This window comes from Pontibacter deserti, assembly GCF_023630255.1.
Lineage (GTDB): Bacteria > Bacteroidota > Bacteroidia > Cytophagales > Hymenobacteraceae > Pontibacter > Pontibacter deserti.
On the sequence record NZ_JALPRS010000001.1, the window covers coordinates 895,676 to 920,182 of the forward strand.

Annotated in this window: 27 protein-coding genes; 7 read left to right on the forward strand and 20 right to left on the reverse strand. The window is 44.9% G+C overall.

The window, feature by feature from the left end:
- Positions 1-79 precede the first annotated feature (79 nt).
- Together MJ612_RS03795 and MJ612_RS03800 are read right to left on the reverse strand one after the other, a co-directional pair.
- The gene (locus tag MJ612_RS03795) at positions 80-967 is read right to left on the reverse strand and encodes a DUF3822 family protein (protein WP_187029595.1); all 888 of its coding nucleotides are present in this window, start codon (positions 965-967) and stop codon (positions 80-82) included.
- Positions 968-1,032: 65 nt separating this feature from the next.
- On the reverse strand, positions 1,033-1,518 hold the full coding sequence (locus tag MJ612_RS03800) for an NUDIX domain-containing protein (protein ID WP_187029597.1): 486 nt from the start codon (positions 1,516-1,518) through the stop codon (positions 1,033-1,035).
- A 39-nt stretch (positions 1,519-1,557) separates the two neighbouring features.
- Here MJ612_RS03800 and MJ612_RS03805 point away from each other — a divergent pair, with 39 nt between their 5' ends.
- From MJ612_RS03805 to MJ612_RS03815, 3 genes are all read left to right on the forward strand, one after another.
- A complete protein-coding gene (locus MJ612_RS03805; RefSeq protein WP_187029599.1) occupies positions 1,558-2,022 on the forward strand; it encodes a PaaI family thioesterase in 465 nt (154 codons plus the stop codon).
- A gap of 206 nt (positions 2,023-2,228) precedes the next feature.
- A complete protein-coding gene (locus tag MJ612_RS03810; protein WP_187029601.1) occupies positions 2,229-3,635 on the forward strand; it encodes an ATP-dependent DNA helicase in 1,407 nt (468 codons plus the stop codon).
- A gap of 80 nt (positions 3,636-3,715) precedes the next feature.
- Positions 3,716-4,159, forward strand: a complete 444-nt coding sequence (locus MJ612_RS03815) for a DUF1573 domain-containing protein (RefSeq protein WP_187029603.1) — start codon at positions 3,716-3,718, stop codon at positions 4,157-4,159.
- 82 nt (positions 4,160-4,241) lie between these two features.
- Here MJ612_RS03815 and MJ612_RS03820 read toward each other — a convergent pair whose 3' ends face one another.
- From MJ612_RS03820 to MJ612_RS03845, 6 genes are all read right to left on the reverse strand, one after another.
- Positions 4,242-4,619 carry a DUF423 domain-containing protein gene (locus tag MJ612_RS03820; protein WP_187029605.1) on the reverse strand — a complete coding sequence of 126 codons (378 nt, stop codon included), beginning with the start codon at positions 4,617-4,619 and terminating at the stop codon, positions 4,242-4,244.
- Between the two features lie 21 nt (positions 4,620-4,640).
- Positions 4,641-5,084 carry a DUF2750 domain-containing protein gene (locus MJ612_RS03825; protein ID WP_187029607.1) on the reverse strand — a complete coding sequence of 148 codons (444 nt, stop codon included), beginning with the start codon at positions 5,082-5,084 and terminating at the stop codon, positions 4,641-4,643.
- A 20-nt stretch (positions 5,085-5,104) separates the two neighbouring features.
- Entirely contained in the window at positions 5,105-5,791 is a 687-nt protein-coding gene (locus MJ612_RS03830; RefSeq protein WP_187029609.1) for a YggS family pyridoxal phosphate-dependent enzyme, read from the reverse strand.
- Between the two features lie 172 nt (positions 5,792-5,963).
- Entirely contained in the window at positions 5,964-7,016 is a 1,053-nt protein-coding gene (locus MJ612_RS03835) for a vWA domain-containing protein (protein WP_187029611.1), read from the reverse strand.
- The gene (locus MJ612_RS03840) at positions 6,958-7,911 is read right to left on the reverse strand and encodes a hypothetical protein (protein WP_187029613.1); all 954 of its coding nucleotides are present in this window, start codon (positions 7,909-7,911) and stop codon (positions 6,958-6,960) included. Before MJ612_RS03840 ends, MJ612_RS03835 begins: the two co-directional genes overlap by 59 nt.
- Positions 7,904-8,785, reverse strand: a complete 882-nt coding sequence (locus MJ612_RS03845) for a DUF58 domain-containing protein (RefSeq protein ID WP_187029615.1) — start codon at positions 8,783-8,785, stop codon at positions 7,904-7,906. The genes MJ612_RS03840 and MJ612_RS03845 overlap by 8 nt, the downstream gene beginning before the upstream one ends.
- Before the next feature lie 59 nt (positions 8,786-8,844).
- Here MJ612_RS03845 and MJ612_RS03850 point away from each other — a divergent pair, with 59 nt between their 5' ends.
- Complete coding sequence (locus tag MJ612_RS03850) at positions 8,845-9,372, forward strand: DUF4296 domain-containing protein (RefSeq protein ID WP_250419046.1); 528 nt, start codon at positions 8,845-8,847, stop codon at positions 9,370-9,372.
- A gap of 201 nt (positions 9,373-9,573) precedes the next feature.
- Here the strand turns inward: MJ612_RS03850 and MJ612_RS03855 are convergent, their stop codons facing one another.
- From MJ612_RS03855 to MJ612_RS03865, 3 genes are all read right to left on the reverse strand, one after another.
- Positions 9,574-10,143 carry a DUF4256 domain-containing protein gene (locus MJ612_RS03855; RefSeq protein WP_187030739.1) on the reverse strand — a complete coding sequence of 190 codons (570 nt, stop codon included), beginning with the start codon at positions 10,141-10,143 and terminating at the stop codon, positions 9,574-9,576.
- A gap of 213 nt (positions 10,144-10,356) precedes the next feature.
- Positions 10,357-10,794 carry a hypothetical protein gene (locus MJ612_RS03860; RefSeq protein ID WP_187029617.1) on the reverse strand — a complete coding sequence of 146 codons (438 nt, stop codon included), beginning with the start codon at positions 10,792-10,794 and terminating at the stop codon, positions 10,357-10,359.
- 169 nt (positions 10,795-10,963) lie between these two features.
- The gene (locus MJ612_RS03865; RefSeq protein WP_187029619.1) at positions 10,964-11,320 is read right to left on the reverse strand and encodes a tRNA-binding protein; all 357 of its coding nucleotides are present in this window, start codon (positions 11,318-11,320) and stop codon (positions 10,964-10,966) included.
- 230 nt (positions 11,321-11,550) lie between these two features.
- Here MJ612_RS03865 and MJ612_RS03870 point away from each other — a divergent pair, with 230 nt between their 5' ends.
- Positions 11,551-13,095 carry an FAD-dependent oxidoreductase gene (locus MJ612_RS03870; protein WP_187029621.1) on the forward strand — a complete coding sequence of 515 codons (1,545 nt, stop codon included), beginning with the start codon at positions 11,551-11,553 and terminating at the stop codon, positions 13,093-13,095.
- A gap of 132 nt (positions 13,096-13,227) precedes the next feature.
- Here MJ612_RS03870 and MJ612_RS03875 read toward each other — a convergent pair whose 3' ends face one another.
- From MJ612_RS03875 to egtB, 5 genes are all read right to left on the reverse strand, one after another.
- The gene (locus tag MJ612_RS03875) at positions 13,228-13,791 is read right to left on the reverse strand and encodes a DUF922 domain-containing protein (RefSeq protein ID WP_187029623.1); all 564 of its coding nucleotides are present in this window, start codon (positions 13,789-13,791) and stop codon (positions 13,228-13,230) included.
- Between the two features lie 68 nt (positions 13,792-13,859).
- Positions 13,860-15,203 (reverse strand): MATE family efflux transporter, encoded by a 1,344-nt coding sequence (locus MJ612_RS03880; protein ID WP_187029625.1) that lies wholly within the window; start codon positions 15,201-15,203, stop codon positions 13,860-13,862.
- Between the two features lie 63 nt (positions 15,204-15,266).
- On the reverse strand, positions 15,267-16,385 hold the full coding sequence (locus MJ612_RS03885; RefSeq protein ID WP_187029627.1) for an aminotransferase class I/II-fold pyridoxal phosphate-dependent enzyme: 1,119 nt from the start codon (positions 16,383-16,385) through the stop codon (positions 15,267-15,269).
- 1 nt (position 16,386) lies between these two features.
- Entirely contained in the window at positions 16,387-17,397 is a 1,011-nt protein-coding gene (gene egtD, locus MJ612_RS03890; RefSeq protein ID WP_187029629.1) for an L-histidine N(alpha)-methyltransferase, read from the reverse strand.
- A gap of 6 nt (positions 17,398-17,403) precedes the next feature.
- Positions 17,404-18,669, reverse strand: coding sequence for an ergothioneine biosynthesis protein EgtB (gene egtB, locus MJ612_RS03895; RefSeq protein WP_187029631.1), 1,266 nt, complete (start codon positions 18,667-18,669; stop codon positions 17,404-17,406).
- Positions 18,670-18,820: 151 nt separating this feature from the next.
- On the opposite strand from egtB, the gene MJ612_RS03900 reads away from it, so the two are divergent.
- Positions 18,821-19,891 (forward strand): o-succinylbenzoate synthase, encoded by a 1,071-nt coding sequence (locus MJ612_RS03900; RefSeq protein ID WP_187029633.1) that lies wholly within the window; start codon positions 18,821-18,823, stop codon positions 19,889-19,891.
- Here the strand turns inward: MJ612_RS03900 and MJ612_RS03905 are convergent, their stop codons facing one another.
- Entirely contained in the window at positions 19,892-20,587 is a 696-nt protein-coding gene (locus MJ612_RS03905) for an SIR2 family NAD-dependent protein deacylase (protein ID WP_187029635.1), read from the reverse strand.
- A gap of 385 nt (positions 20,588-20,972) precedes the next feature.
- On the opposite strand from MJ612_RS03905, the gene MJ612_RS03910 reads away from it, so the two are divergent.
- A complete protein-coding gene (locus MJ612_RS03910) occupies positions 20,973-21,218 on the forward strand; it encodes a hypothetical protein (RefSeq protein WP_187029637.1) in 246 nt (81 codons plus the stop codon).
- A 142-nt stretch (positions 21,219-21,360) separates the two neighbouring features.
- Here the strand turns inward: MJ612_RS03910 and MJ612_RS03915 are convergent, their stop codons facing one another.
- The 3 genes from MJ612_RS03915 to MJ612_RS03925 all read right to left on the reverse strand — a co-directional run bounded on the left by MJ612_RS03915 (position 21,361) and on the right by MJ612_RS03925 (position 24,495).
- Entirely contained in the window at positions 21,361-22,692 is a 1,332-nt protein-coding gene (locus MJ612_RS03915) for a 4Fe-4S binding protein (RefSeq protein WP_222619598.1), read from the reverse strand.
- A 3-nt stretch (positions 22,693-22,695) separates the two neighbouring features.
- Positions 22,696-24,072 (reverse strand): NAD(P)/FAD-dependent oxidoreductase, encoded by a 1,377-nt coding sequence (locus MJ612_RS03920; RefSeq protein ID WP_187029639.1) that lies wholly within the window; start codon positions 24,070-24,072, stop codon positions 22,696-22,698.
- A 186-nt stretch (positions 24,073-24,258) separates the two neighbouring features.
- Positions 24,259-24,495 (reverse strand): hypothetical protein, encoded by a 237-nt coding sequence (locus MJ612_RS03925; protein ID WP_187029641.1) that lies wholly within the window; start codon positions 24,493-24,495, stop codon positions 24,259-24,261.
- Positions 24,496-24,507 lie beyond the last annotated feature (12 nt).

Consider the following 24,507-nt stretch of genomic DNA (forward strand, 5'->3'; position numbering starts at 1 on the left):
TCTTGTTAGATATTATAGTTTATAAACTATAGTTGATTCAGATTTCTCCTTACGTCGAAATAACATTAAGTGAAGCAACTTACTCGCAAAGATGCAGGCTGTATAGCTCAAAGTAGCGGTGCTCGAACAGGTCGTCGAACTTATAGGAGTAGCCGATGTCCTGTGGTTTTTTGCCGAATTTTACCTGACGGATGTATTTCTGCAGGATGGTGAACAGCGAAGCATCGTGCGTAATATCGCCCCAAACGGTGATAGTTTCCTGCTCCGGGTTCATTTTCTGCTCCTGCATCACGAATATGATGTAATAAATAAAGTCTTCGGGGCTGTGGTACTGAAAAATGTTGCAAAACTGCAGGCCATGCTCATCGGCCACCAGTATAGTTACCAGGCCGCGCTCTACAAACACATACATGCTGCGTGGTATACTGCGACCGGCCATGTGCAGTATACTTTTAATAAGTGAGCTGGTTTGGTGCACAAACTGAACAGGACGCTCCGGAAACAGAGATTCTATAGTTTCACGCAACACACGCTCTATGGCAAATATATTTACTGCTTCCAGGCTGCTGTGGCGGTACGACAGTACATCGTCCAGTTGCGGGTTCAGGTTGCTGTGCAGGCGCAGGTAGTCTTGCTGGTGGGCCGGGTCGTACAGCGTTTCGGGTACCAGCGTAAAATGTTGGTTGCTTACAGCCACGCGTATGGTTTTCCAGCTTTGTTCCTGTAACAGCGGGTTTTCTCGGGCAATAAGTTGCAGTTGTTCGGCTGCCTGGGTTGGCGTAAAAACGGTTATCAGTTCATAATCTTCCAGAACCACAAACTTGTTACGCTCCACATCTACCACGGCCATCCGTATACTTTTCTGCGACAGCGATAAGTATAAGTTACATTTGCTGGCTGAAGAAATTGTAAAGCCTTCGTCCTGTATTTTGTGCGAAAGCCTGAAGTTAGTGCTGGTCGTGTTCAATTGTAAAAGTGCTGAATAGATGGCCGTTTAATGTGCTGTGCAAGTATACTAAAAAGATGGCATTTCTACTTCAGGAAATGATGTGGCATGCTCATCAGGTCGTTGAAGGAGTAAAGATGATGCAGAATACTGTGCTTGTCCGGTAATGGAATCTCCCTTACTTCATGCTTCGTTTTCCAGGCTACTTCTTCAATCAGCTGCATTTCCGGAGTTGCTTCAGGGTCAGTGCCTTTGGTTATACTTCCGTTTACAGGTTTTACTTCAAAAAACAACTCTACTGCCTGTAGTGGCGGCTCCAGAAACTCATTCACAAACAGAAAACGGACTACTTCCACTTCAAGACCAGTCTCTTCCAGCACTTCACGTTTCAGGCAATCGGCTATACTTTCGCCAACCTGCAAGCCACCACCCGGAGGTGCCCAGAAAGCCTGATTTTTTATAGTTGACTGATGGCGAACCAGCAGCATTTTATCATCCTGTATGCAGATACCGCATACCCGAACCCGGACTTTATCGGCGTAGGCTGCAGCATTTGGGTTTAAAACTGACATAGTTTGGTTACGCGTGGTATTGGTGGTATTTTTGTAAATATGATTCAAACATTTAACCCCGATTTCGAAGCTGACATCCGCGAAAAGCTGGAACGCCAGGAGTTCATGAAACTGATGGGCTTCGAAGTTACGAAAATAGAAGCAGGAAGAATAGAAGGAGAGCTAAAACTGGAACAGCGCCACAAACAACACAAAGGTTTTACGCACGGTGGCGTTATTGCTACGCTTGCCGATATCGTTGCCGGTTTTGCTGCTGTCAGCCTGGTGCCCAAAGATCATCATGTAGTAACTGCCGAGATAAAAGTATCTTACTTTCACCCGGGTGTAGGTGATAAATTATTGGCAAAAGGCTATGTAATAAAACAGGGCCGCAAGCTGAACTTCTGTGAAGCGGAAGTGTATGTGGTGAAAGATGAAGCCGAACCGTTATTGATCGCAAAAGCGACTACAAGTATGGCTACTATAACTCCGGAAGACCTTAAAGCCAGAGTGGTAAAAAGTTAGAAACTTTGGAAGTTAAAAGGTTAAAAATTTAAACTATAGCTATACTTATAGTTGTTGTAAAATGGCTGCAAACTATAAAATTTCTTGTCGAACTATAGTTCTGCATCTTGCCCTGTTGAATTAACCTACCCCTGACCCCTCCAAGGAGGGGAATTGATTAGTTGGGTAATTCATAATTCTTAATTCGTAATTCATAATTATAAAAAATGCGTCCGGTAGAAGTACTGCGTCAGAATTTTCCGTTTGAGCCCACTGAGGACCAAGCGAAGCTGTTTGCCAAGCTGGATGAGTTTATACTTTCCAGGAAGGAAGACCGTGAGGTTTTTATGCTGAAAGGGTATGCCGGTACGGGTAAAACAACAGTAGTTACTTCTCTGGTTAAGATCCTGAACAAGTTTGGCTATAAGTATGTGTTGCTGGCCCCAACCGGTAGAGCTGCTAAGGTAATGAGCACTTACAGTGGCAAACAAGCTTTTACTATTCATAAAAAGATCTACCGCCAGACGGCCAACCCATACTCGGAAGGGCTTGCCTTTACGCGCATGCCGAACAAGCTGGAGAACACCTTTTTTATAGTTGATGAGGCTTCCATGATCTCGGATGAAAGCGGCTTTGGCGAGAACGGCCTGCTGATGGACCTGATGAATTATGTGTTCGAGAAGAAGAATAACAAGCTGTTGCTGATCGGCGATACGGCCCAGTTGCCACCGGTGGGGCAGGCGCTTAGTCCATCGCTGGATGCTGGTTACCTGAAGCATAACTTCCGTTGCCAGGTGCAGGAAATAGAGCTGAAGCAGGTAATGCGACAGGCTGAAGCATCGGGGATACTGATGAATGCCACCAACCTGCGTTCGCAGCTGGGGCAGGAGCAACCGGATATAAAGCTGTTTACCAAAGGCTGGCGCGACATCTATAAAATGACCGGCGAGAAACTGGAAGACGGCCTGCGCTACGCTTATGATAAGTTCGGGATTGAGAATGCTATAGTTATATGCCGCTCCAACAAAGTTGCAAACATGTATAACCAGCACATCAGGCGCAGTATTTTCTTTTCAGAAGACGAGATAGGCGTTGGTGATTACCTGATGATCGTGCGGAACAACTACTTCTGGTTACCAAAAGATTCTGAGATCGGGTTTATGGCGAACGGCGACTTTGTGGAGATCACCAAGATCATAAAGCTGGAAGAAATGTATGGTTTCCGGTTTGCTGATGTGCGGGTGCGTTTTGTGGATTACCCGGATGCCGAAGAACTGGAAACCAAAATAATGCTGGACACGCTGCACAGCGATGCCCCGGCACTGTCTGCTGACCTGAACAAGAAACTATACGACGAAGTGCTGCAGGATTACATGGATATACCTAATAAGCGTGAACGTGCCAAGGAGCTGAAAAAGAACCCATATCTGAACGCGTTGCAGGTAAAGTTTGCGTATGCGTTAACCTGCCACAAAGCGCAGGGTGGCCAATGGCAGGCTGTTTTTGTGGAGCAGGGCTACCTGAAAGATGATATGGTGAATGCAGAATTTGCGCGCTGGCTCTATACGGCGCTAACCCGTTCATCCGAAGAACTATACCTGCTCAACTTTAACGCACAATTATTAGCAACCTAACGAACTAAAAAGCTATATTGCTTCGTTGTAAAAACAAAATCTGAACGTACCCCGTACGAATTCAAATAATCCTTTATATCATGAAAAAAATTCTCCTATCGTTCGCAATTGCAGCTATAACTGCAGGTGGCGCTGTGGCACAACAGCAGCCTAAAAAACAAGTTACTGCACCGCAGGCACAAGCTAAAGCGGGCCCTGTTATCACGTTCGAAGAAGCCGAGTATAACTTCGGCGACATTACACAGGGAGATGTGGTAGAGCATACTTTTAAATTCAAGAACACAGGTACACAGCCGCTTGTAATTGAGCGTGTGGATGTAACCTGCGGTTGCACCACCCCAGCCTGGACGAAAGAGCCAATCATGCCTGGTAAAACTGGTACGGTAACAGCTAAATTCAACAGTGCCGGCAAACTTGGTCAGCAGAAAAAACCAATTACTGTACACTCTAATGCCGCTGAGCCTACAAGCGTGTACATCGTAACAAACATCAAAGAGAAGCAGACTAGCAGCGCTAAAAACTAAGTCACCTTCTTTCTCTAATGCAAAAGCCATCCGGATAGGATGGCTTTTGTTGTTTTATAGTTTTTATACGTTCTGTTTATATCTATAAAGATTTAAATATAGCGTAAAACAAAGCGCCCCAACCAACTATAAGTGCTGTGCCACCAATAGGCGTAATAGCCCCAAGCCAGGTTATACCTGTTAAACATAAAGTATAAAGCGAGCCGGAAAAGATTAGTATGCCTATAAAGAAGCACCAGGCTGCCAGTTGTAGAGCGGGATTTTCAACCCGGAATAACAACAGACCAACAGCCAGCAACGCCAGCGTATGGTACATCTGGTATTTAACGGCAGTCTCGAACGTATCTGTGCGATTAGTAGCCTGTAACATAGGGCCTAAGGCGTGGGCCCCAAAAGCGCCGATCATTACGGTTAATGCACCAAAAGCACTGGCTATAAGAAGTATGGTTTTTTGAGTCATATTTATAGTTGAAGTCTATAGTTAATCTTCTTCGCCTTCCAAGGCGTCGATGATCTGTTCTTCCAATTCGCTCAGGCTGTCGTATTGCTCCAGGTTAATTGTTTTTTCCCGGTGTTTCAGTTCCTGTACTACATCCAGGGCAACAACCAATGGGTCTACTTCTTTGCCGTGTAATTCAGTGGTCCAGTCGGTGCCAACCAGCAGGCCGTCGTCGTACATGCCCACACACCAGTTCTCCAGGAACTCGGCAACAGGTAATGACTCCGGCTGGTAGCCTGCCCACTCATCCGAAGCACAGGCCTTGGCACCTTCGGCATCCGACCAGAAAAGTATAACTTCGGTGTCTTCAAACTCATTGGAGCTGGATGTAGCCCAGATATCACCCTGTGACAATCCCCATACTTTCTCAGTATCAGCTACCTGCTGTATAAACTTGCGGTAATTGGCTTCGTTGTGCTCTTGCATGTTGTTATGTGTTTTGTTTGCTATTTGTTATAGTTGCGCGACCCGAAAATGCCGCTGCCTACGCGTATCATGGTGCTGCCTTCTTCCAAGGCCAGTTGCCAGTCAGAGGTCATACCCATCGATATCTCTTTAAAGTCCGGGTTAGCGAAGAAGAATGTTTCCTTTAGCTGCTCAAAATAGGAGCGAAGCTGCCTGAATTCCTGTCTAAGCTTGTTCTGGTCGTCGGTGTTGGTAGCAATGCCCATTACTCCCGTGATACGGATATAGTGCATGTTCCGGTATTCGTCAGACTGCAGCAGGCCTACTGCTTCGTCGTAAGTCATGCCATACTTGGTTTCTTCGTCGGCAATAGATAGCTGCAGCATGCAGTTGATCGGGAAAGTACGGTTGCGCTGCTCGGCGCGCTTGTTTATCTCTATTAGTAGCTTCAGGCTATCTACAGACTGGATGGTGCCGATAAAATCAGAAATATACTTTACCTTATTTGTTTGCAGATGACCGATCAAATGCCATTCAATGTCGTGGGGGAGCAGGGCGTATTTATCTACCAGTTCCTGTACTTTGTTCTCACCAAAAAGGCGGTGCCCTGCATCATAAGCTTCTTTTATAACTTCAACAGGGTGTGTTTTTGTTACAGCCACCAGGCGAGCCGGTGTGTTGCTCAGCTGTTCGTCAAAATAGCGTATGTTATCTGCAATTTGGCTCATAGTTTTATGTATAGTTGTGAATGAGTGGTTGAGTGAATGAGTGAATTTCAAAAAATCAACCAAGTATAATTTTATAGTTCAAGTATAATCTCCCTTCAAACAAGATCCTTATAGGATGACAATACAGAATCACTTCCTAACTTTCTGACTTTCAAACTTTATAACTTCAAACTCAATCTTCCAGCACGTTGGTTACAAAGGTATTCTTCAGCAGCATCCAGGAGAGGAGCACAAGCAACGCCCACTTTAAATACACCTGGTAATAGTCGCGGGTATCGCGGAAGCGTTTCTCACTCACTTCGGTCTTCTCCAGTTTATTTATACTTCTGAACACTTCCTGCAGCGCATCTTTGCTATCCGCCCTGAAAAACTGACCACTGCTGATATCTGCTACATCGCGCAGGCTGCTCTCGTCAAGCTTGGTTTCTACAAAAAGCGTTTTTCCCTGGTCGTCTACGGCATAAGGCACTTCTCCGTCTTTACCTATACCTATGCTGTAAAGTTTTATGTTGTAGCGATTAGCCAGTTGTGCGGCCATGGCCGGGTCTAAACTGCCGGCTGTATTCTCGCCATCGCTGATAAGTATAACTACCTTACTCTTGGTCTTGGAATCACGCATGCGGTTGGTGGCTACAGCCAGGGCACTGCCTATAGCGGTTCCATCGTTCTCGATCATCTTAAACCCAATGGAATTTATACTTTCACGCAGCATCTGGTAATCGGTAGTGAGCGGAGCAAGCGAGTAGGCATCGCCGGCGAAAACTACCAACCCAATTCTATCCTGCACACGGCCATTAATAAAATCCAAGGCTACTTCTTTGGCGGCATCCAGGCGATTTGGTTTAATGTCCTGCAGTTCCATTGAGCCCGATACATCCAGGGCAAGTATGATATCAATGCCTTCGGCGGTTTGCTCTACCTGTTCGTTTATGCGTTGCGGCCGCGCCAAGGCCACCAGCACCAGCATAATAAAGAATATAAAAAGGATGTCCGGGATAAAGCGGAGCAGGCTTGTCCATTGCCATTGCAACTTGCCATCGAACATAGCCACGTTCAGCTTGTTGCGGGAATTCAGCGTGAACAGCCACTTTAGCAAAAATAACAGCGGCACTACCGGCAGTGCATACAGCACCAGCGGAAATACCCAGTCAAAAGAGCGGAGCGTGTTAAGACTGAACCATTCCAGGCTCAGCCAATCCAGCATGTCGTCTGTTATTCTTAGCATTTTTGGTTATCTCTCGTCGGGCTTTGTAACGGCTCTTGGCAAAGCGGCGCAGCAAAAGCAGGGCTTCTTTCGTGTCAGCATCAGCTTCTGTTAACATGTTACCATATATAGCTTTGTCACAAAGGCGCAGGGCGGTATTTACTTCTTCGTTGTTTTCGTAGAACTCTACAATCTCTTTGGTAGTGAAGGAGTTAATGGCACTACGCTCCAGCTTGGTCAGGTAGTTTTTCCAGAGCGATACGGCCTTCTCCATACTTTGCGAAACCCCTGTTTTTACAAAGCGGTCTACGTGTGCATTGTAGCGCGATGTAAAGTATAGATGGTCTTTGCGCAAGCGGTAAAGTTTATACTTGGTTTTAATGGTCTGGCCAAATATAAGCCATATCAGGCTCAGGAACAGTGTGCCAACTACTACCCAAAGCAGCAGCACAGGCCAGTTAAAGCGTTCTTCTACAGGCACAAGCGTTGTCTCAGATTTAAACTGCAATGGCTCATTTACTTTAGTTACCAGTTGCTGCAGTATAACCCGGCTGCTATCTCCGTTCACCCGAATGGTATCTGTGCCCTGCAGCACAAAAACTGGCAATGCCAATGCTTGCACTGCCCTGGTATCGAAGGTTCTCAACGTATAAACGGCGCTGTCAACGCTGATTCCGTTTCTGGTATAGGTAGGGTAGTAGTCTTTCCGGACCAGTTCGAAAGGGGAGAAGTTATAGTTGCTGCCGGGAAGTATAACTTCAAGTTTTTCGGGGTGCCGGTGAACCAGAGAGAAAGTAACAGGAGCCCCTATCCGGATGGTATCGTTACTGAAAGTACCCACAGGACGCAGCACCTGCTGCCCGATTGCAAGCATTGGCAGTACAACTATACTTATAAATAACAGAAACCTACGCACTTCTTTTTGTAGTTTTATTGCGGAGCCTGAACAGGTTCACCAGCTGTGGCACGTAATCTTCGTTGGCTTGTATGGCCAGGTAATTTGCCTGGTATTTCTGGCAGATGCGCATCACCTTATCCTGGTTCTCTTTATACTGCGCAAAATATTTTTTCTGGAATTCTTCCCCAGATGTATTTAGCCAGACAGTTTTACCCGACTCTTTATCCAGCACGGGCACTATACCCATACCCGGCATTTTCCGTTCGCGCACATCCACTAAATGAATCACGATCAGGTCGTGGCGACGGGCCAGCATCTGGAGCTCTTTCTCATAATTTACGTCTATAAAATCTGAGATAAGAAGAATGATACTGCGCCGCTTGATAATGTCCAATGTCAGTTTTATACCTGCCGCCAGGTTTGTTTTGGTAGATTTTGGTTGCAGCTCGTGCAGCGATTTAATGATAGTATAAGCCTGTTCGATGCCCTTGGCAGGTTTGATATACTTCTCTTTCTGGTCTGAGATGCAGATGATACCGATCTGGCTTTGTTGTTGCGCTGCTGAAATTGCTAGTACTCCGCAAATTTCCTTACCTACATCTAACTTATGTTGCTTACCGGTGCCAATAGTTTGCGAAGCGCTTACATCAAGCATCAGAAATACCGATTGCTCTTTTTCTTCGCGGTATGTTTTTACAAATGTACCATGCCCTTTAGCACTCACGTTCCAGTCTATAGAGCGTACGTCGTCACCGTATTGGTAGGCACGAACGTCGTCAAATTCCAGCCCTGTGCCTTTAAACACAGAGTGGAAATCGCCTTGCATCTGGGAGGTAATTGCCTTTCTAATCCGGATCTCGTACTTTCGTAGCTTTTGAACAAGCTCTTTCATACCCTTGTTGTCCTGGTGTGTGATTTTAAAATTAGGACATATTCCCGTAATTTACATCCGTGAAACGACTTTTCTCTATACTTTTTTGCCTTGCACTGCTGGGTTGCCAGAAGCAGGATGAAGCCGCCAAGCCTGCAGACATGATTCCGCAAGGAAAAATGGTGCAGATACTGGCTGATGTACATACCATGGAATCGCTTATCGAGTCTAATATCCCCTATCCTGACACGGCTGTGATGGTGTATAACAAACAGCAAAAACTGATACTGCAGAAGTATGGCGTTACGAAAGAGCGGTTTCACAGAACATACGAATACTACGGCAAGAACCTGGCAGAAATGGACAGGTTGTATGAGATCATCCTGGATACTTTAACAGCCCGTGAGGCAAAGCTCTCTGCTAAAAAAGAAGAGATATTAAAAGATGACGACGCAGCACAAATAGTAGATACGCTGGATGGTGATGTGATTTCTGAGCGAATTAAGGCAGATACTATAGTTGAGGAAGGGCAGGATCCGTTACGCAGGTTAAAACGCGGCCCTAACAGATTGAGACGTTTACCAGTTCCTGCAAAGGATTTGCAATAGTTGGTTTAAGTATAGCATAGTTTTATACTTGAATTCACTCAAAGTATAGTTCGAAAGTATAGTCTAACCCCAGTCTTAAGTATAGATACCGGCTAACGATCGTCTATACTTTGCCTGGCGCCAAACTGCTGATAGCAATTAAGTATTTAACGTTTATTTAGCAGTCTTTACAAAGATTATAGTTAGCTGTCTGTGCATTAATCAGACTCTTAGTGAGCCCCGGAACGCGCGGGCAGCATAGTAGGATTGCGCCCCGTTGTGGTACACAAATACATGGCCATAGCGAAAATCAGCAAATAGGGCACCGCCAAGTCCTCGGATATCAGCCGGTGTTAGTATCCAGCTCGAGGTTTTCATATCAAAGATTCCGAGTTTCTGCAGGTCCCGGTATTGTTCTTCAGTTAAGAGCTCAATGCCCATGGCTGCAGCCATATCCATCGCGTTATTTTCAGGTTTATGTTCTTTTCTCGATTCCTGCGCTTCACGGTCGTAACAAACACTTCTGCGGCCTTTCGGGCTTTCCCTTGAACAATCACAAAAGATGTAGTCGCCTGCCTTTTCATCATACCCGACAACATCCGGTTCGCCGTCAGTTCTTTCCATCTCATAAAGCGACCACAGCTTTTCAGGATGAGTTTCCAGCTTTGCCTGTACTTTAGACCAATCAAGACCTTTATGTCGGTTCATGTTTTTCTCAAAACGGATCTTTAAATAGCTGAGAAGTTCTTCCTGTTGTTCCGGTGTCAGATTCTTGTTTACCACTGTCTTGATTTGTTTACAATAGCTGTAAGTGCAATACTGATATAGATGATTATTTAGGTTTAACGGGTAGGCTATATATTTACGCTAACGTTTCGGGGCTTTGCGATGGTGGGACAATCGAAGCTCAAATCTTCAATTTTGCACAAAAGTTAAATCGAAGCACTACCGTTGAACTTTGCAGTGTCGCCCCACTATTGCAAAACCCTTGTTAGCGGTAGTTTCTTATTCAGTGAATTCTTTTAATATTTGTTTCGTTAATTTTTCACTTGTTATCAATGTCATTATTCCGCTATCTGAATAAATTAAAAATTTACCAAAAGAGGTACCTAAAAATTTTATGAAATCTATTAGTATTTCGTAATTGCTCCCTCGTCCAATTTTAAACATAAATACTTGCGTTTCTTCAGTTGTGTCGTTGTCAAAAATTAGAGAAAACAATACATCTTTATTAGAATTTGCAACTTCAACTTCATTCCCATTTCGTGTTGGTATTAGTCCAAACTTTTTAATGTTTTCGTCAATTTGTAAGAATGTCGGAATTTTTGATGCGCACCGTTTATCTAAATCTATTCCAGTTCCTGACAGAAATTCTTTAGTAGCATCTCTATCTTGCTCTTGAAAAAATTTTACTTCAGATATTATGTAGTCGTGATTACCCATTTTTACGTTTTAGAATATTCAATACTGTCTGTTTTTATGTAAATCAGTGTCAGCTTTATATGTTTATAATTAAGTGGTTGTTGATTTCACGGGTTATGTAAAATTACCGCTAACTACTGGATAAACGAAAACATACGCTTATCTGCATTATGTGTGTAATAGGTTTTATTTATATAAGTTTGCTGCCGTTAGGTACTTTAGAGGCAGGTTGCGCCAGCACTATATCTCTGTTTTCATCCTCAAAGCCTGTTACCAACACTTCTGATATATACTTTCCAATCTGTTTCTTATCAAGGTTCACAACGCAAAGCACCTGTTGCCCAACCAGTTCTTCAGGAGTATAGTGTTTTGTTATTTGAGCACTTGATCTTTTAATACCTAAAGGGCCAAGGTCAACCGTCAGCTTATAAGCTGGCTTGCGTGCTTCCGGAAAAGCATTCACTTCCACGATCGTTCCTACCCGAATATCGGTTTGCTCAAATTGCTGCCACGTTATAGTTTCTTTTGCTTCTTCGGGTGCGTACATGTTCAGGTAAGTATAGATTAGTTAGTGGTTTGCTTTACTCAAATATAGCATTTTCTTTAAACTGGAAGTATCGTAAGGCAGAGTAATACTTGTAAGTAAGCTGCAAGAGTATCCCAACAGCCGCTAAAGCAACATAAGCCCTTGTGCTTCGTAATCCTATGCAACCTTACTAATGTAAGTAACCAGGTGGTTTCGGCTACCGATCGATCACGCGCTCACAATATAAAACTATGAAAAAAGAATCCGGAGCAAGCAAATCTGTTTGGATTGATGGCATTTCTATGCCTGCCACTCATCCGCTGCAAGAAAACACTACCTGCGATGTTTGTATAGTTGGTGCCGGTATTGCCGGTTTAACTACAGCCTACCTTCTGGCAAAAGAAGGCCGCAAAGTAGTATTGCTCGAAGCAAAAGATACTATTTGTGGCGGCGAAACCAGCCGTACCACCGCACACCTTGCCAGTGCCTTGGATGATGGCTTTCCGGAACTGATCCGTTTGTTTGGGGTAGATGGTACCCGGATTGCGGTGCAAAGCCATATGGCCGCCATCGACAAGATAGAAGCCATTATTAAAGACGAAAAAATAGACTGCGACTTTAAAAGGTTGGATGGCTATATGTTTGCCAACGACCAGAAAGAAGAAGAGCAGCTGACAAAAGAACTGGAAGCCGTGCATCAGATAGGGTGGCGCGATGTAGTACTGCGTAAATCCTGCCCACTGGATACACTTACGAACCTGCCTTGCCTGCACTTCCCGAACCAGGGGCGTTTCCATGTGCTGAAGTATCTGTCGAGCCTGGCGAGTGTGCTGTTAGATAAAGATGTACGGATTTATACTTCCAGTAAAGCAGTAGAGTTCAGAACCGGGGCTTTAACCACTGTAGTTACCCAGGACGGTCACGCTGTATCAGCAAACTACCTGGTAGTGACCAGCAATACGCCTGTTAACGATATGGTAACCATGCACACCAAACAGGCACCTTACCGTACGTATGTGGTGGGTGCTAGAGTGCCGAAAGGTTCTGTGCCTGATGCGCTGTACTGGGACATGCAGGACCCTTACCATTACATAAGAATACAGGAAGCCGAGAAAGATGCCGGAGAAGGCGCAGATGATCTGCTTATAGTTGGTGGCGAAGACCACAAAACAGGCCAGGAAGAACACCCGGGATTGCGTTTTCAGAACCTGGAACATTGGATGCGTATGAAGTTTCCGATGGCAGGGGAGGTTGTTTACCGTTGGTCGGGGCAGGTATACGAGCCTGTAGATTGCCTTGCTTTTATTGGTAAAAATCCGGGAGATGCTGATAACGTGTACATAGCCACCGGCGACTCCGGGCATGGTATGACCCATGGAACTATAGCCGGCATCCTGATCACGGACCTGATCATGGGGCGAAAGAATGAATGGGCTACAATTTACGATCCGGCACGCGTTAGCCTTAAAACTACCGGAGAGTTTTTAAAAGAGAACTTGAATGTAGCGGCTCAGTACAAAGAATACCTGACTGGTGGAGAAGTTGATGATCCGTTGCAGGTAATGCCGGGCACAGGTAAAATCATACGTAACGGTACTACTAAAACTGCTGTTTACTGCGATCAGGATGGGGTGCGCCACGAATGTTCTGCTATTTGCCCGCACATGGGCTGTGTGGTTAGCTGGAACAACGTAGAAAGCTCCTGGGATTGTCCTTGCCACGGTTCTCGCTTCGACCCATTTGGGAAAGTAATTAACGGCCCAGCCACGCAGGATCTGGCACCTCCGAAGCATTAGTAGTTAAAGAGTTAAGGAGTTAGAGAGTTTGGGTATTAGTGAGATCTCCTTAGCTTAACTATAAACTGAAAGGAGCAACTATAGATATAAGGTCTATAGTTGCTCCTTTCAGTTCTTAAACTCCCAGACTCTCTAACTCCTATACTTTTCAAGTTGCTTTAAGCGCTGATCTATACTTCTCTCCCAGGTGGCAGAGGCTTTGGCATCCAAGCCATGGCGTGAGGCTTCATCAAATTTATCCTGCTCGGCCTTCCAGTTGGCAAAGGCTTTATTTACGGTGTCGGTAAGTTTCGCATTTGCTTCAGGGCACGAACTACCCAGCGTTAACAGCTTTTTACGTAACATTCGGGCATGTACTTCGGTCAGGTCGAAATGCAGTTGCTCGTGCTGTAACAGCTTCTCTGATTGCTTATTTTTTGACCATGATTCAGTTGCCAGAAAAACGCACTTTACAGTATAACTGAATTTATTGGAAGCGCATTTTGCATCAACGGCCAGGTTGGCGGCGGTAACTGCATGGTGTGGGTTCAGCGTATCCGGAGCAGCCTTAAAATCATTCCAGGACAAGCGCCTGTCGGCAGACCATGTGATCTGCTCTGCAACTGTATTTTTGTCTGCTGATGCAGGCACAGCTGCAGCAGGGGCTGGCGCAAAGTAGCTGGTTGCCAGCGACAGGAGTAGGGTGAAAAAAAGCATCTTGGCTAAAAGATTTATATTTTCCGCTTAACAGCAGCACTTGCTTAATAGTGCCCCGTTATTGCACTTTATACTGTAACTAACTGGGTGCTAAGTTTTTTGAATCGTAAAAATAGCAATAAAGCAGCAACAGACAAACCAACTAATAAACCTGTCCAGACTCCGTTAACTCCAAACCCAAGCTTAAACCCAAGTACATAGCCTACCGGTAAGCCAATTATCCAGTAAGCAATAAGCGAGATAACCCCCGGAATACGAACATCTTCCAGGCCACGTAATGCACCAAGACCTACTACCTGAACACCATCCGAAATCTGGAACAATGCTGCAATTATTAACAGTGTAGATGCAATCTGTATTACTTCCGGGTCATCGATGTAAAGCATAGGTATCAACTCATTCCCTGCTATCATGAGTAGTCCGCTGGTTAGCATAAATAAGGCACCCATGGCAAAGCTGCTGTTACCAGCCATGCGCATACCGCTATAGTTGCCCAGGCCTTTCTGGTTGCCCACCCGTATAGTTGCAGCCGCTGCAATGCCACTGGCCATCATATAGGTAACCGAAGCCACGTTTATAGCAATCTGGTGTGCTGCCAGCTGCTTTGTACCCAGCCAGCCGATCATGATCGCTGAAAAACTGAATGCACCCATTTCAAAGATCATTTGCCCGGAAATTGGTAGGCCCAGCTTGAAAATACGGTACATGTGGATGAAAGACAGGTGGCGCAGTTTTACGAAATGGCGGAACAATTCGAAGCGTCTGGCATACATTACCCACCCGGCCATCATAAAAGCCATCACCACACGGGAGATAAAAGTTGCCCAGGCTGCACCTATCATACCCATTTCCGGGAAGCCCAGCTTGCCCCAGATCAGGAGGTAGTTAAGTATAATATTGAGCAGGTTAGCAACTATTGTGATGTACATTGATTGCTTAGTGAAAGACAACCCTTCGGCAAACTGCTTAAAAGCCTGGAAAAGCATCAGCGGTATCATCGAAAAGAAAAGTACATTAACGTAAGGGATAGCCAGTTTTACTACTTCGAGCGGTTGATTCAGATAAGTGATGTATGGCGAAGCAAAATATCCAGCCAGAAATAGCAAAATACCCAGTATGAAATTAGATATCAGGCCATTAAGTAAAAGCAAGGAGATACGGGTGTAGTTTTTACGACCTTCGGCGGCGGCTATAAGCGGTGTAATGCTGAACGATACGCCCAAGCCAAACACCATCGTGATCATAAAGATACTGTTGCCCAGTGAAGCAGCTGCCAGAGGTACTGTTCCTATCTGGCCTACCATTAAACTATCGAACACGCTCACCAGAATATGGCCTAACTGGCTTAGTACCACAGGGTAAGCGAGCGAAAAGTTCTTGGAAAAATGTTCTTTGTAGGTATTCGTATTCATAGCTGCTCCGTAAAGGCCTGCAAAATTAGCGCTTTTTACGGTAAGCTATACCTGAATCCGGATTTATACTTTTTGAGTGAATGTTACCTGTAGCAATGCTTCTTTTAAACGAACCATCGCAAGCTCTAAAATATGCCTTTCCACAGCAAACGACATCCGTACATGTCCAATACCACCAAACTTATCGCCATTCACAACTATAAGATTATGTTTGTGTTGCAGGTAATCACATAAATCTTCAGTTGAATTTATAGATGTGCCATCCGGTGATGTACTTCCAATATAATACCTCAGGTCCGGGAAGAAATAATAGGCGCCATCGGGTATATAGAACGATACGTGCGGTATAGCTTCAAGCCCTTTCTGCATGATTTTGCGGTGTTCTTTCAGCACTTCCAGCATAGGTGCAAGTGCCTCATTGCTGTGTTGTATAGTTGCCAGAGCTGCTTCCTGTATAAACATACTTACCCCGGAAAAGGTACTAGACTGGAAATCTATACTTTGTCTGATGACATCAGCAGGGGCTACCATATACCCAATGCGCCACCCGGACATGGCAAAGTTCTTGGAAAAGCCATTAACAACAATTACTCTTTCCTGCGGGCCCGCGCAGGAAAGGGCAGAAGTAAAAGGCTTGCTGTAAGTATCAAGGTCATAAATCTCATCACTGATCAGGTATAGGTTTGGATAGTCGTGCAGCAACGCAAGTATAGCTTCAAGTTCCTGTTTACTGTAGATACGGCCGGTAGGGTTAGCTGGGTTAGTGAGCAGGAGCAAGCGGCTTTTATCTGTTAGTACCTGGCGCAGGGCATCCACATCCAAGTTATAGTTGGTTTCAGGTGTTGTCTGTATCGTTACCAGTTTGCCTTTGCTATATTTCAGTAGTTCGTTAAACCCAAACCAGGCAGGTACAGGTATCACCACTTCATCCTCGTCGTGCAGCAGCACTGAACATAAATTGAAAAGGGCCTGCTTTGTGCCAGGAGTAACGAGAATCTGTTCAGGGCTTACGTTTATGCCATCCTGAGTGTAGCGTTTGGCAATGGCCTCGCGTAATTCGGGTGATCCTTCGGCAGGACCATAATAAGTTTGCCCGGATTTTATTGCGGCAGTGGCAGCAGTAATGGCAGCATCAGGGCTTCTGAAATAGCTTGCCCCGGATGCCAGGTTCAGTTCAGTCATGTTAAGTTACAACGTATAAAACATCAGCAAAATAGTGGTTTTTGTCCTGAAATATATGCTGCAACTCAAAACCAAGTTCCTGTCCCATTGTTTCGGCTTGTTTTAAAGTAAATTTGTAGGAGCTTTCAGTATGGATAGCCTCCCAGGCATGGAAATAAAAGCTTTGTCCGGTCGCTTTTATACTTACTTCCTGATCCTGCTGGCTGATGAGAAAGCTTTTCATGACGCCCTCCTGTGGATCGTAGAGCGCAAAATGTTTGAACTGACCCACATCAAAGTTGCCCCCCAGTTCGCGGTTAATGCGGTGTAGCAGGTTCAGGTTAAAATCGGCAGTTACGCCTGCTGCATCATCGTAAGCCCGAAGAATAGTTTCAGGTTCTTTACACAGGTCCATACCTATCAGTAACATATCTCCGGGTTGCATATGTGAGCGCACCTTCTTCAGGAATGCCATTCGCTCATCGGGATTGAAGTTGCCGATATTAGACCCAAGGAACAACAGCACTTTACGGCTCGGTTTGTTTGCATCCAGCCAATCCAGGGCATCAAAATAATCACCCACCACAGCATGTGTCTGCAATTCAGGTAGTTCGTCGTGTAAGTTTTCACAAAGCTCCACCATGGCATCACCGGATATATCAACCGGCACATAATCGAAATCAGACTGCTGCAGGAGCAGTTGACGAAGTATGATTTTAGTTTTAGTGGCATCACCGGCACCAAGGTCTATCAAATGGAAATTACCCTTTGCTGCTAATTGTGAGGATATAGTCTGCTGGTGTGTAGTAAATACATTGTGCTCGCTGCGAGTAAGGTAATACTCCGGCAAATGCATTATTTTCTGAAACAGGCGGCTGCCTTCTCCATCGTAGAAGTACCTGGACGATAATTGTTTCTGCTGTTGGCTTAGTCCTTCTTTTACATCCTGTGCAAACCTGGCGGTAGCGCTTTTACCCGTTTCTGATTTGCTCAGGTCGGTTATCTGTGTGGTGGTGCTGTAGTAAGTTGTCATGTGGTTTTATTTGTTAGCCAGCCTGATGCCAGTGAATTGCCAGCGCTTATCCGGATGAAAAAAGTTGCGATAGGTGGTTCGGATGTGGTCTGAAGGTGTAGCGCAGGAGCCGCCGCGTAATACCATCTGGTTGATCATAAACTTGCCATTATACTCGCCCAGTGCTCCCGGGGCAGTAGAAAAACCGGGATAGGGATGATACGCGCTATAGGTCCATTCCCATGCATCACCGTATAGTTGCTGCATTCCGTTTTGGTTAGGACTGGCAGCAGTTGGCTCCAGTAAACCGTTATCTGAAAAATTGCCCTGATGCGGTGGGTAAGCCTGTGTTGCAGCTTCCCATTCATACTCGGTTAACAAGCGCTTACCGGCCCAGTTGGCATAAGCATTGGCTTCATAAAAACTGATATGACTAACCGGTGCGTTCAGGTCAAGTTCCTGTAAACCATGTAAGGAGTAACGGAGCCATCTGCCGTTTTTGTTTACCCAGTAAAGCGGTGATTCCCAGTTTGATGTTTTAGATAAGCTAAAGCCTTCATCTAACCAAAACCTGAAATCAACATAACCGCCATCTTCCATAAAGTTCAGGTACTCACCATTCGTAACCAGCCGGTTCATTACCTGAAAATCCTGTATCAAAACTTCATGCACCCCCAGTTCATTATCAAAACAGAAGTCATTTCCCTGGTAACCAATTCTGTAAATTCCGCCAGGCACATCCAGGTAAGTAGCAGGTACATATTCAGCCTTTTCAAGTTCATGTGCGGAAGTATAAGCAGGTAATAATGGATTGGTACTGAGAATATATTTAATGTCGGTGAGCAGCAGTTCCTGGTGTTGTTGTTCGTGCTGCAGGCCAAGTTCCAGCACAGGCAGCATCTCTTTCAGGGTGCGCTCATCAGGATTCTCCAGAAGCTTTGTCAGGTGCTCGTTTACATGACTGCGGTACTGATAAATGTCGCGGAGTGGCGGGCGGGTTAATGTGCTGCGTTCGGCGCGTTGTACCCGGTTGCCCACGCTGTTATAGTATGAGTTAAAGAGGTAGCTATAGTTTGAATGGAATACTTTATACTTCGGTAAATAAGGTTTTAACACAAACTCTTCGAAGAACCACGTAGTATGTGCCATATGCCATTTGGGTGGACTCACGTCCACCATTGGCTGCACCACTGTATCTTCAGGTTCCAGGGGTTTACAGATATTCTCTGTCTGATTCCTGATTCTTTGAAACCGGGTTAACAGATCTGTTAAGCTCGTGCTGATAGCTTTCATAGTGCTGGGATTGAAGAGTACGTGTTAGTTGATACGTAGGTACAACAGAAGAAAAACCGGTAGCAGTGCTCTAATGTTTAATCTTATGCCGCTACATACGGTGATTCAGTCAGGTTTGATTTAATTTGCAGTTACACTCACTACTACACAAATGGCTCTACAGTGCTCCTTTATACCGTATACGCTTCATTTTAAATTTGATGCCCGTACCTCCAGGGGCGCGATCTCTCAGCATCAGGTCTATTTTATCAAACTCCTTAACACAGCTGAACAAAGTATAGTTGGGGTAGGCGAGTGTGCACCGCTGGCAGGCCTAAGTATAGATTACAGGCCGGATTTAGTTCAGAAACTGGAAGAAGTATGCCAACTCATAAATGGTTTAAAAACTGAATCAATTACACTTACCGAGGTATCAGAACAACCGGATTTGCAGGAGTGGCCTGCAGTTCGCTTTGCACTGGAAACTGCCTTGCTGGACCTTAAAAATGGTGGAAAGCGGGTACTGTATAATAACATGTTTAGTAGCGGTGAAGCCGGTATACCCATTAACGGGTTGGTGTGGATGGGTGATAAAGACTTTATGCAGCAGCAGATAGCTCAAAAATTAGCCCAGGGCTATACTTGCTTAAAGCTTAAAATAGGCGGGCTTGATTTTACAACTGAACTGGAGATACTGCAACATATACGCGAAGCGGCACCGGAGAACGAACTGACCATACGCGTTGATGCCAATGGTGCTTTTTCTCCTGAAGATGCCTTTAAAAAACTGGACAGACTAGCGAGGTATAATGTCCATAGTATAGAGCAACCTATAAAGCAGGGGCAATGGAAGGCAATGGCTGAATTATGTGCTTATACTCCAGTTCCAATAGCCCTTGATGAGGAACTGATCGGGGTACAGACGCCGGATAAACAGGAAGAGCTACTTGATGCTATAAAACCACAGTACATTATACTTAAGCCAACTTTGGTAGGTGGCTTACAAGCAAGCTCAGACTGGATAGATCTGGCAGAAAAGCGAAGTATAGGCTGGTGGATGACCTCTGCCTTGGAATCAAATATAGGGTTAAATGCCATCAGCCAGTTGACTGCGAATTATGCTATCACTATGCCGCAGGGGCTTGGTACTGGGCAACTATACCATAACAATATTGCTTCGCCGCTGCAAATAGAACAAGGTGAGCTTTGGTACCGGCAGCAGCAGGAGTGGGGGCACGTATAATTACAGGTATTTCTCTAACAGTAACTCTCTTACTTTAACCATCCCGGTACTTGCTTTGTCTTCTATCAGGTGCAGGTTGGGGCGTTTGCGCACGGCAGGTAATTTAGGGTCTACAACTATAACCGGTACATCCTCCGGAACCAGATCTACTAATCCGGCTGCCGGGTATACAACCAGCGAAGTACCTACCACTAAAAATATATCGGCCTGTAGCGTTTCTTCTATCGCATTTTCCATCATCGGTACAGGCTCTCCGAACCATACTATATTCGGACGCAGTTGCGAACCGCGCTCGCATTTATCACCTTTGTTCAGTTGCCAGCCTTTAATGGGGTATATTAACTTTTCGTCTAGTGTACTTCTGCTCTCGAACAGTTTTCCGTGCAGGTGCAGCACATTGGTAGAGCCGGCTCGTTCGTGCAGGTCGTCTACATTTTGTGTAATGATGTGTACATCAAAGTACTTTTCGAGTTCTGCCAGTATGGTATGGCCGGGATTAGGTTTTACAGCATGCGCATTTTTACGCCGCTGGTTATAAAACTCCAGTACCAGTTCCGGATTTTTACGCCAGCCTTGCGGAGAAGCCACTTCCATCACATCGTACCCCTCCCAGAGCCCGTCAGCATCCCGGAATGTAGCAATTCCGCTTTCTGCACTTACACCTGCTCCGGTTAATACAACCAGTTTCTTTTTCATAGATCTGCCCCTTTAATCTAATTTACCTGAACCTTTAAAAATTTTTACTATCTAAAACTATACGTTGTATTTATGTTAGCTGGCGATAAGTATAACTTTATCGTGTATTGGTATACTTTAACTATTTAATCTGCAATGTAAGTACTTAAGTATAATGTATTTCAAATATAGGTTGTTTTGAATGTTTGTAATTATTTTAATGTTAATATTTGCGTTTTTGATATCCGGTATTTAATTTGCAGTAGATCATCCGAATAATCTTTAATTATTTCTGGTGGGAATGCTGTTTAAACGAAGTTTGCTTAACTATAAATTATAATCACGATAGATGGAATTATACTGGCATACTTCTTGGTTAATCCACTGTAAACTAAACTTTTAGCCAATGTTAGATCTTCTAAATTTCGTAGCGCTCTCAGGTGTTTTCAACGTTTTGTTTTTCTGGTATGCCTCTACTAAAATGAAATCAAAGGCTGATCCGATAAAAACGCTTGTTGTATCTTTCGTATTTTCTATACCTCTGAGTTTCCTGTTGATAGGCGTTTATACAACTATGCTTATTTACGCTGCAAAGACGGGTGCTAACGAAGATGCCATGTGGGAATACATGGAACAGGAAGAACTACAGTAACAGCATCTTATTTTATAAATACAAAGCAACTATACCGACCTAGGTCAGTTTAAAAGATATTATAAACGACAGCCCATAAAGCTGTCGTTTTTTATTTGTATACCGAGTATAGAACCTCTAAAAGCCAAAAATTTAACAGGCGTCAGGAAAGTATAGTTACAGCCTCCCGCTCTATTAAGGTTGTACCGTGGTATCTGCCTTCCCTTGGTCCGTTTTCTAGCTTTAAAACTCCTCTTGGGCAAACATGAGCGCAAATGCCACAGCCCACACACGAAGACCGGATAATTGGTTCGCCTTGCTGCGCATACCAGCGCACATCAATACCCATTTCGCAGTAAGTAGAGCAATTGCCGCACGAAATACATTGCCCGCCGTTGGTCGTAATACGGAAGCGGGAGAAGTGCTTTTGCAGTATACCTAAATAGGCAGCCATGGGGCAACCAAAGCGGCACCACACCCTGTTCCCCATAATCGGATAAAAGCCAACACCTACCACCCCTGAAAAAATGGAGCCTATAAAGAAACCGTAGCTCCTGGAAAAACCTCCGGACAAATCGCCAAACAAACTCCCTCCAGACCATGAATTGATCCAGAGCAGGAGGGTTGTGATAATTACAAAGCCAAGAATAGGGTAGATGATGGCTACTTCCCATTGCCAGGCTTTTTTACTTTTATCAGATAAGTGTCGATAAGGGTCTCCGGCTGTTTCGGCGAGGCCACCGCAGCCGCATACCCAGGAGCAGTACCATCGTTTGCCGTAAAAGTAGGTAAGTACCGGTGTTGCCAGAAAAGAAAGTACAGCTCCCCAGAAAACCATGAATACACCCAGCGCCTGACCATTATCTATCAGGTAACCAACCGTACTCGGGAATAAATAATCATACTTTAATGGCCAGAAATAGCTGAAATAAAATTCTGGTTGATTAAAAGCTAGCAGTAACCCGGGCAATATAAATGCAAACCCCAATTGAAAGAAAATAACAGAGCAGGTGCGGATAAGATGGTAACGGTTATTCCGATATTTAAGCAGTGCATAGACACCCATCAGCATCACAGCCAATGTGTAGAACGTACCATACAGAAACCACTGATCAGAAGGCTTATTTCGCAGCCATTGACTGAAAGGTTCTAGAGCAACTATAAGGCCTTGTAAAGTCTCGGGGAACCAGTAAAGCAGGATGTAAAAGCCCGTTAAAAGTATACCTAATGCCCATGCCGAAATGCCTCGTGAAGTTAAGTCCTTCTGCCAAAGGCCATTGTTCTGATGAGCTACATGTTTAGGTAACCGTGAGCAAACTATGGCAATCAATCCTCCTAAAATTAACAGCCCGATTCCGCTCATTCCCCATACAACAGGATTGATAGTGTTGCCGCCAGTTATAGTTGTTAAAAAACATAGTGCGCTGATGGCCAGCAAGGTATAACCTAAGTATTTAAAGTACAAGTATAGCTTGTTTGTAGCTGTTGTCACCATACGTTAGTTGTTGTCGGACTTCTCAGAAAATAAAGATAAACGGTGGCGCAGTTTCCACCAGGTATGCTGCCTGGCAGGTTCTTGTCTGTCGGGGTACTGCTGGTAATACTGCTTCAGTAGCTCAGGCTCGTATCGCTGGAAAAATTCTGTATCAAAATTTACTGCCGGCAACTGTTCCATTACCTGGTGTATGGTATACTTCTCTTGCAGCCAATGGTGGCAAAGATCATGTCTGAAGCGGATACCTAACAGATTTATACCTTTCAGTATGCCACTTTCCCGCTCATAAAATAAGCGAATGGCTTTGGTCTTAACAGGATGTTCCCAGTAAAGTGAACTATAGATCAGATCATCCCAATGGCGGGGCACAAAACCATAGGTCTGGTACTCGATATTCAGGAATTTAGCGGAATTAAACCAGGGGCCACGGTGGTAAGCATTCCGGGTGCCGGTAAGTATAGCCGAAAGCGCTTCGCCATGCTGCCGGCCGGTATACCAGAGTTGCTCCAATGCCGGCTCTCCTGGCGCCGGATCTTTAAACTGGGCGCAATCGCCAATGGCAAATACATCAGGTATACTTGTTTCGAAAAAGTGATTAACCATAATGCCTTTATCTATCTCCAATGCTGTGTTCTTCAGAAAAGCAATGTTTGGTTTTACGCCAGTGGCTATACCTGTAAACTGGCAAGGCAGCTCTACTCCGCTCTTTGTTTTTACAGCGCGAACATTACCTTTTTCATCACCTACTATCTCTGTTACTTCATCCTGCAAGCATAAATCAATGCCACAATTCAGAATATGCTGTGTTACAAGTTTAGCTTCCTGTTCGGGCAGGTTGGTGCTCCAGTATAGTTTTTCGCGCACAAGCATCGTTACCTCAACGCCTTTACTCTGCAGCATTTCAGCCATTTCTATACCTATAAGTCCGCCACCAACTATAACAGCTTGTTTAATACCTATGGTTTGCTGCTGCATCAGTTCCAGGTCTTGCAGACTGATAAGTGCCTGCACGCCTTTCAGGTGCTGGCCAGGCCAGTTGTAATATACCGCTGACGAGCCTGTCGCCAATACAAGCTGGTCATAGGCCAGGAAAGCCCCATTCTGAAGTTTCAGAGCCTTTTGGTCAAAATCTATACTAAGTACCAGGTCGTGCACAAGTTCAATCTTTTTCTCTTTCCAGTACCAGTCGGGGTATGGGGTGATGTCCTGCTGCCGCATATGGCCCATGTATACATACATCAGGGCAGGACGTGAGATATGAAGAGCAGATTCAGAGGACACAATGGTGATGCGGCAATCACTACGGGCACGAAGCCGTTGTGCCAGTGTTATACCTGCAATTCCGTTTCCAATAACCACGACATGCTGATCTGGCTGCATCCGGCGTTTGTAAAGATTTATACTACTGATTATTCTTGTCTGAAATGTATGATCAAATATACCTGAAAACAGCCAGTATAACGAAGTGTTTTAATTTACTTATGCAGTGGAGCTCATAAGGTGCTGCCATCAGGAATATTGCATAAAAAAGGCCGGGCAATTACCCGGCCTTTTCTTAAGTTATACTTAGTGGCTTCCGGCGCTGCTGCCAATATCGGTACCGCCGTCCTGTACGTCGGCGCTGCCGCGGCTACCGCTTTTCTGCGATGGTGCCCCGCCTGCTCTGCCTTTCATTAACTGGTCGTTGTTTACGTCCTGCTGCTGACCTGTCGGATGTATATTAGGTACTTTGTTCCCTTTATTAACCGTTTTGTTCAGGTCTTCGTTTTTCAGTTTATCGTTATTTCTATCGTTCTTATTCATCTTTCTAAAATT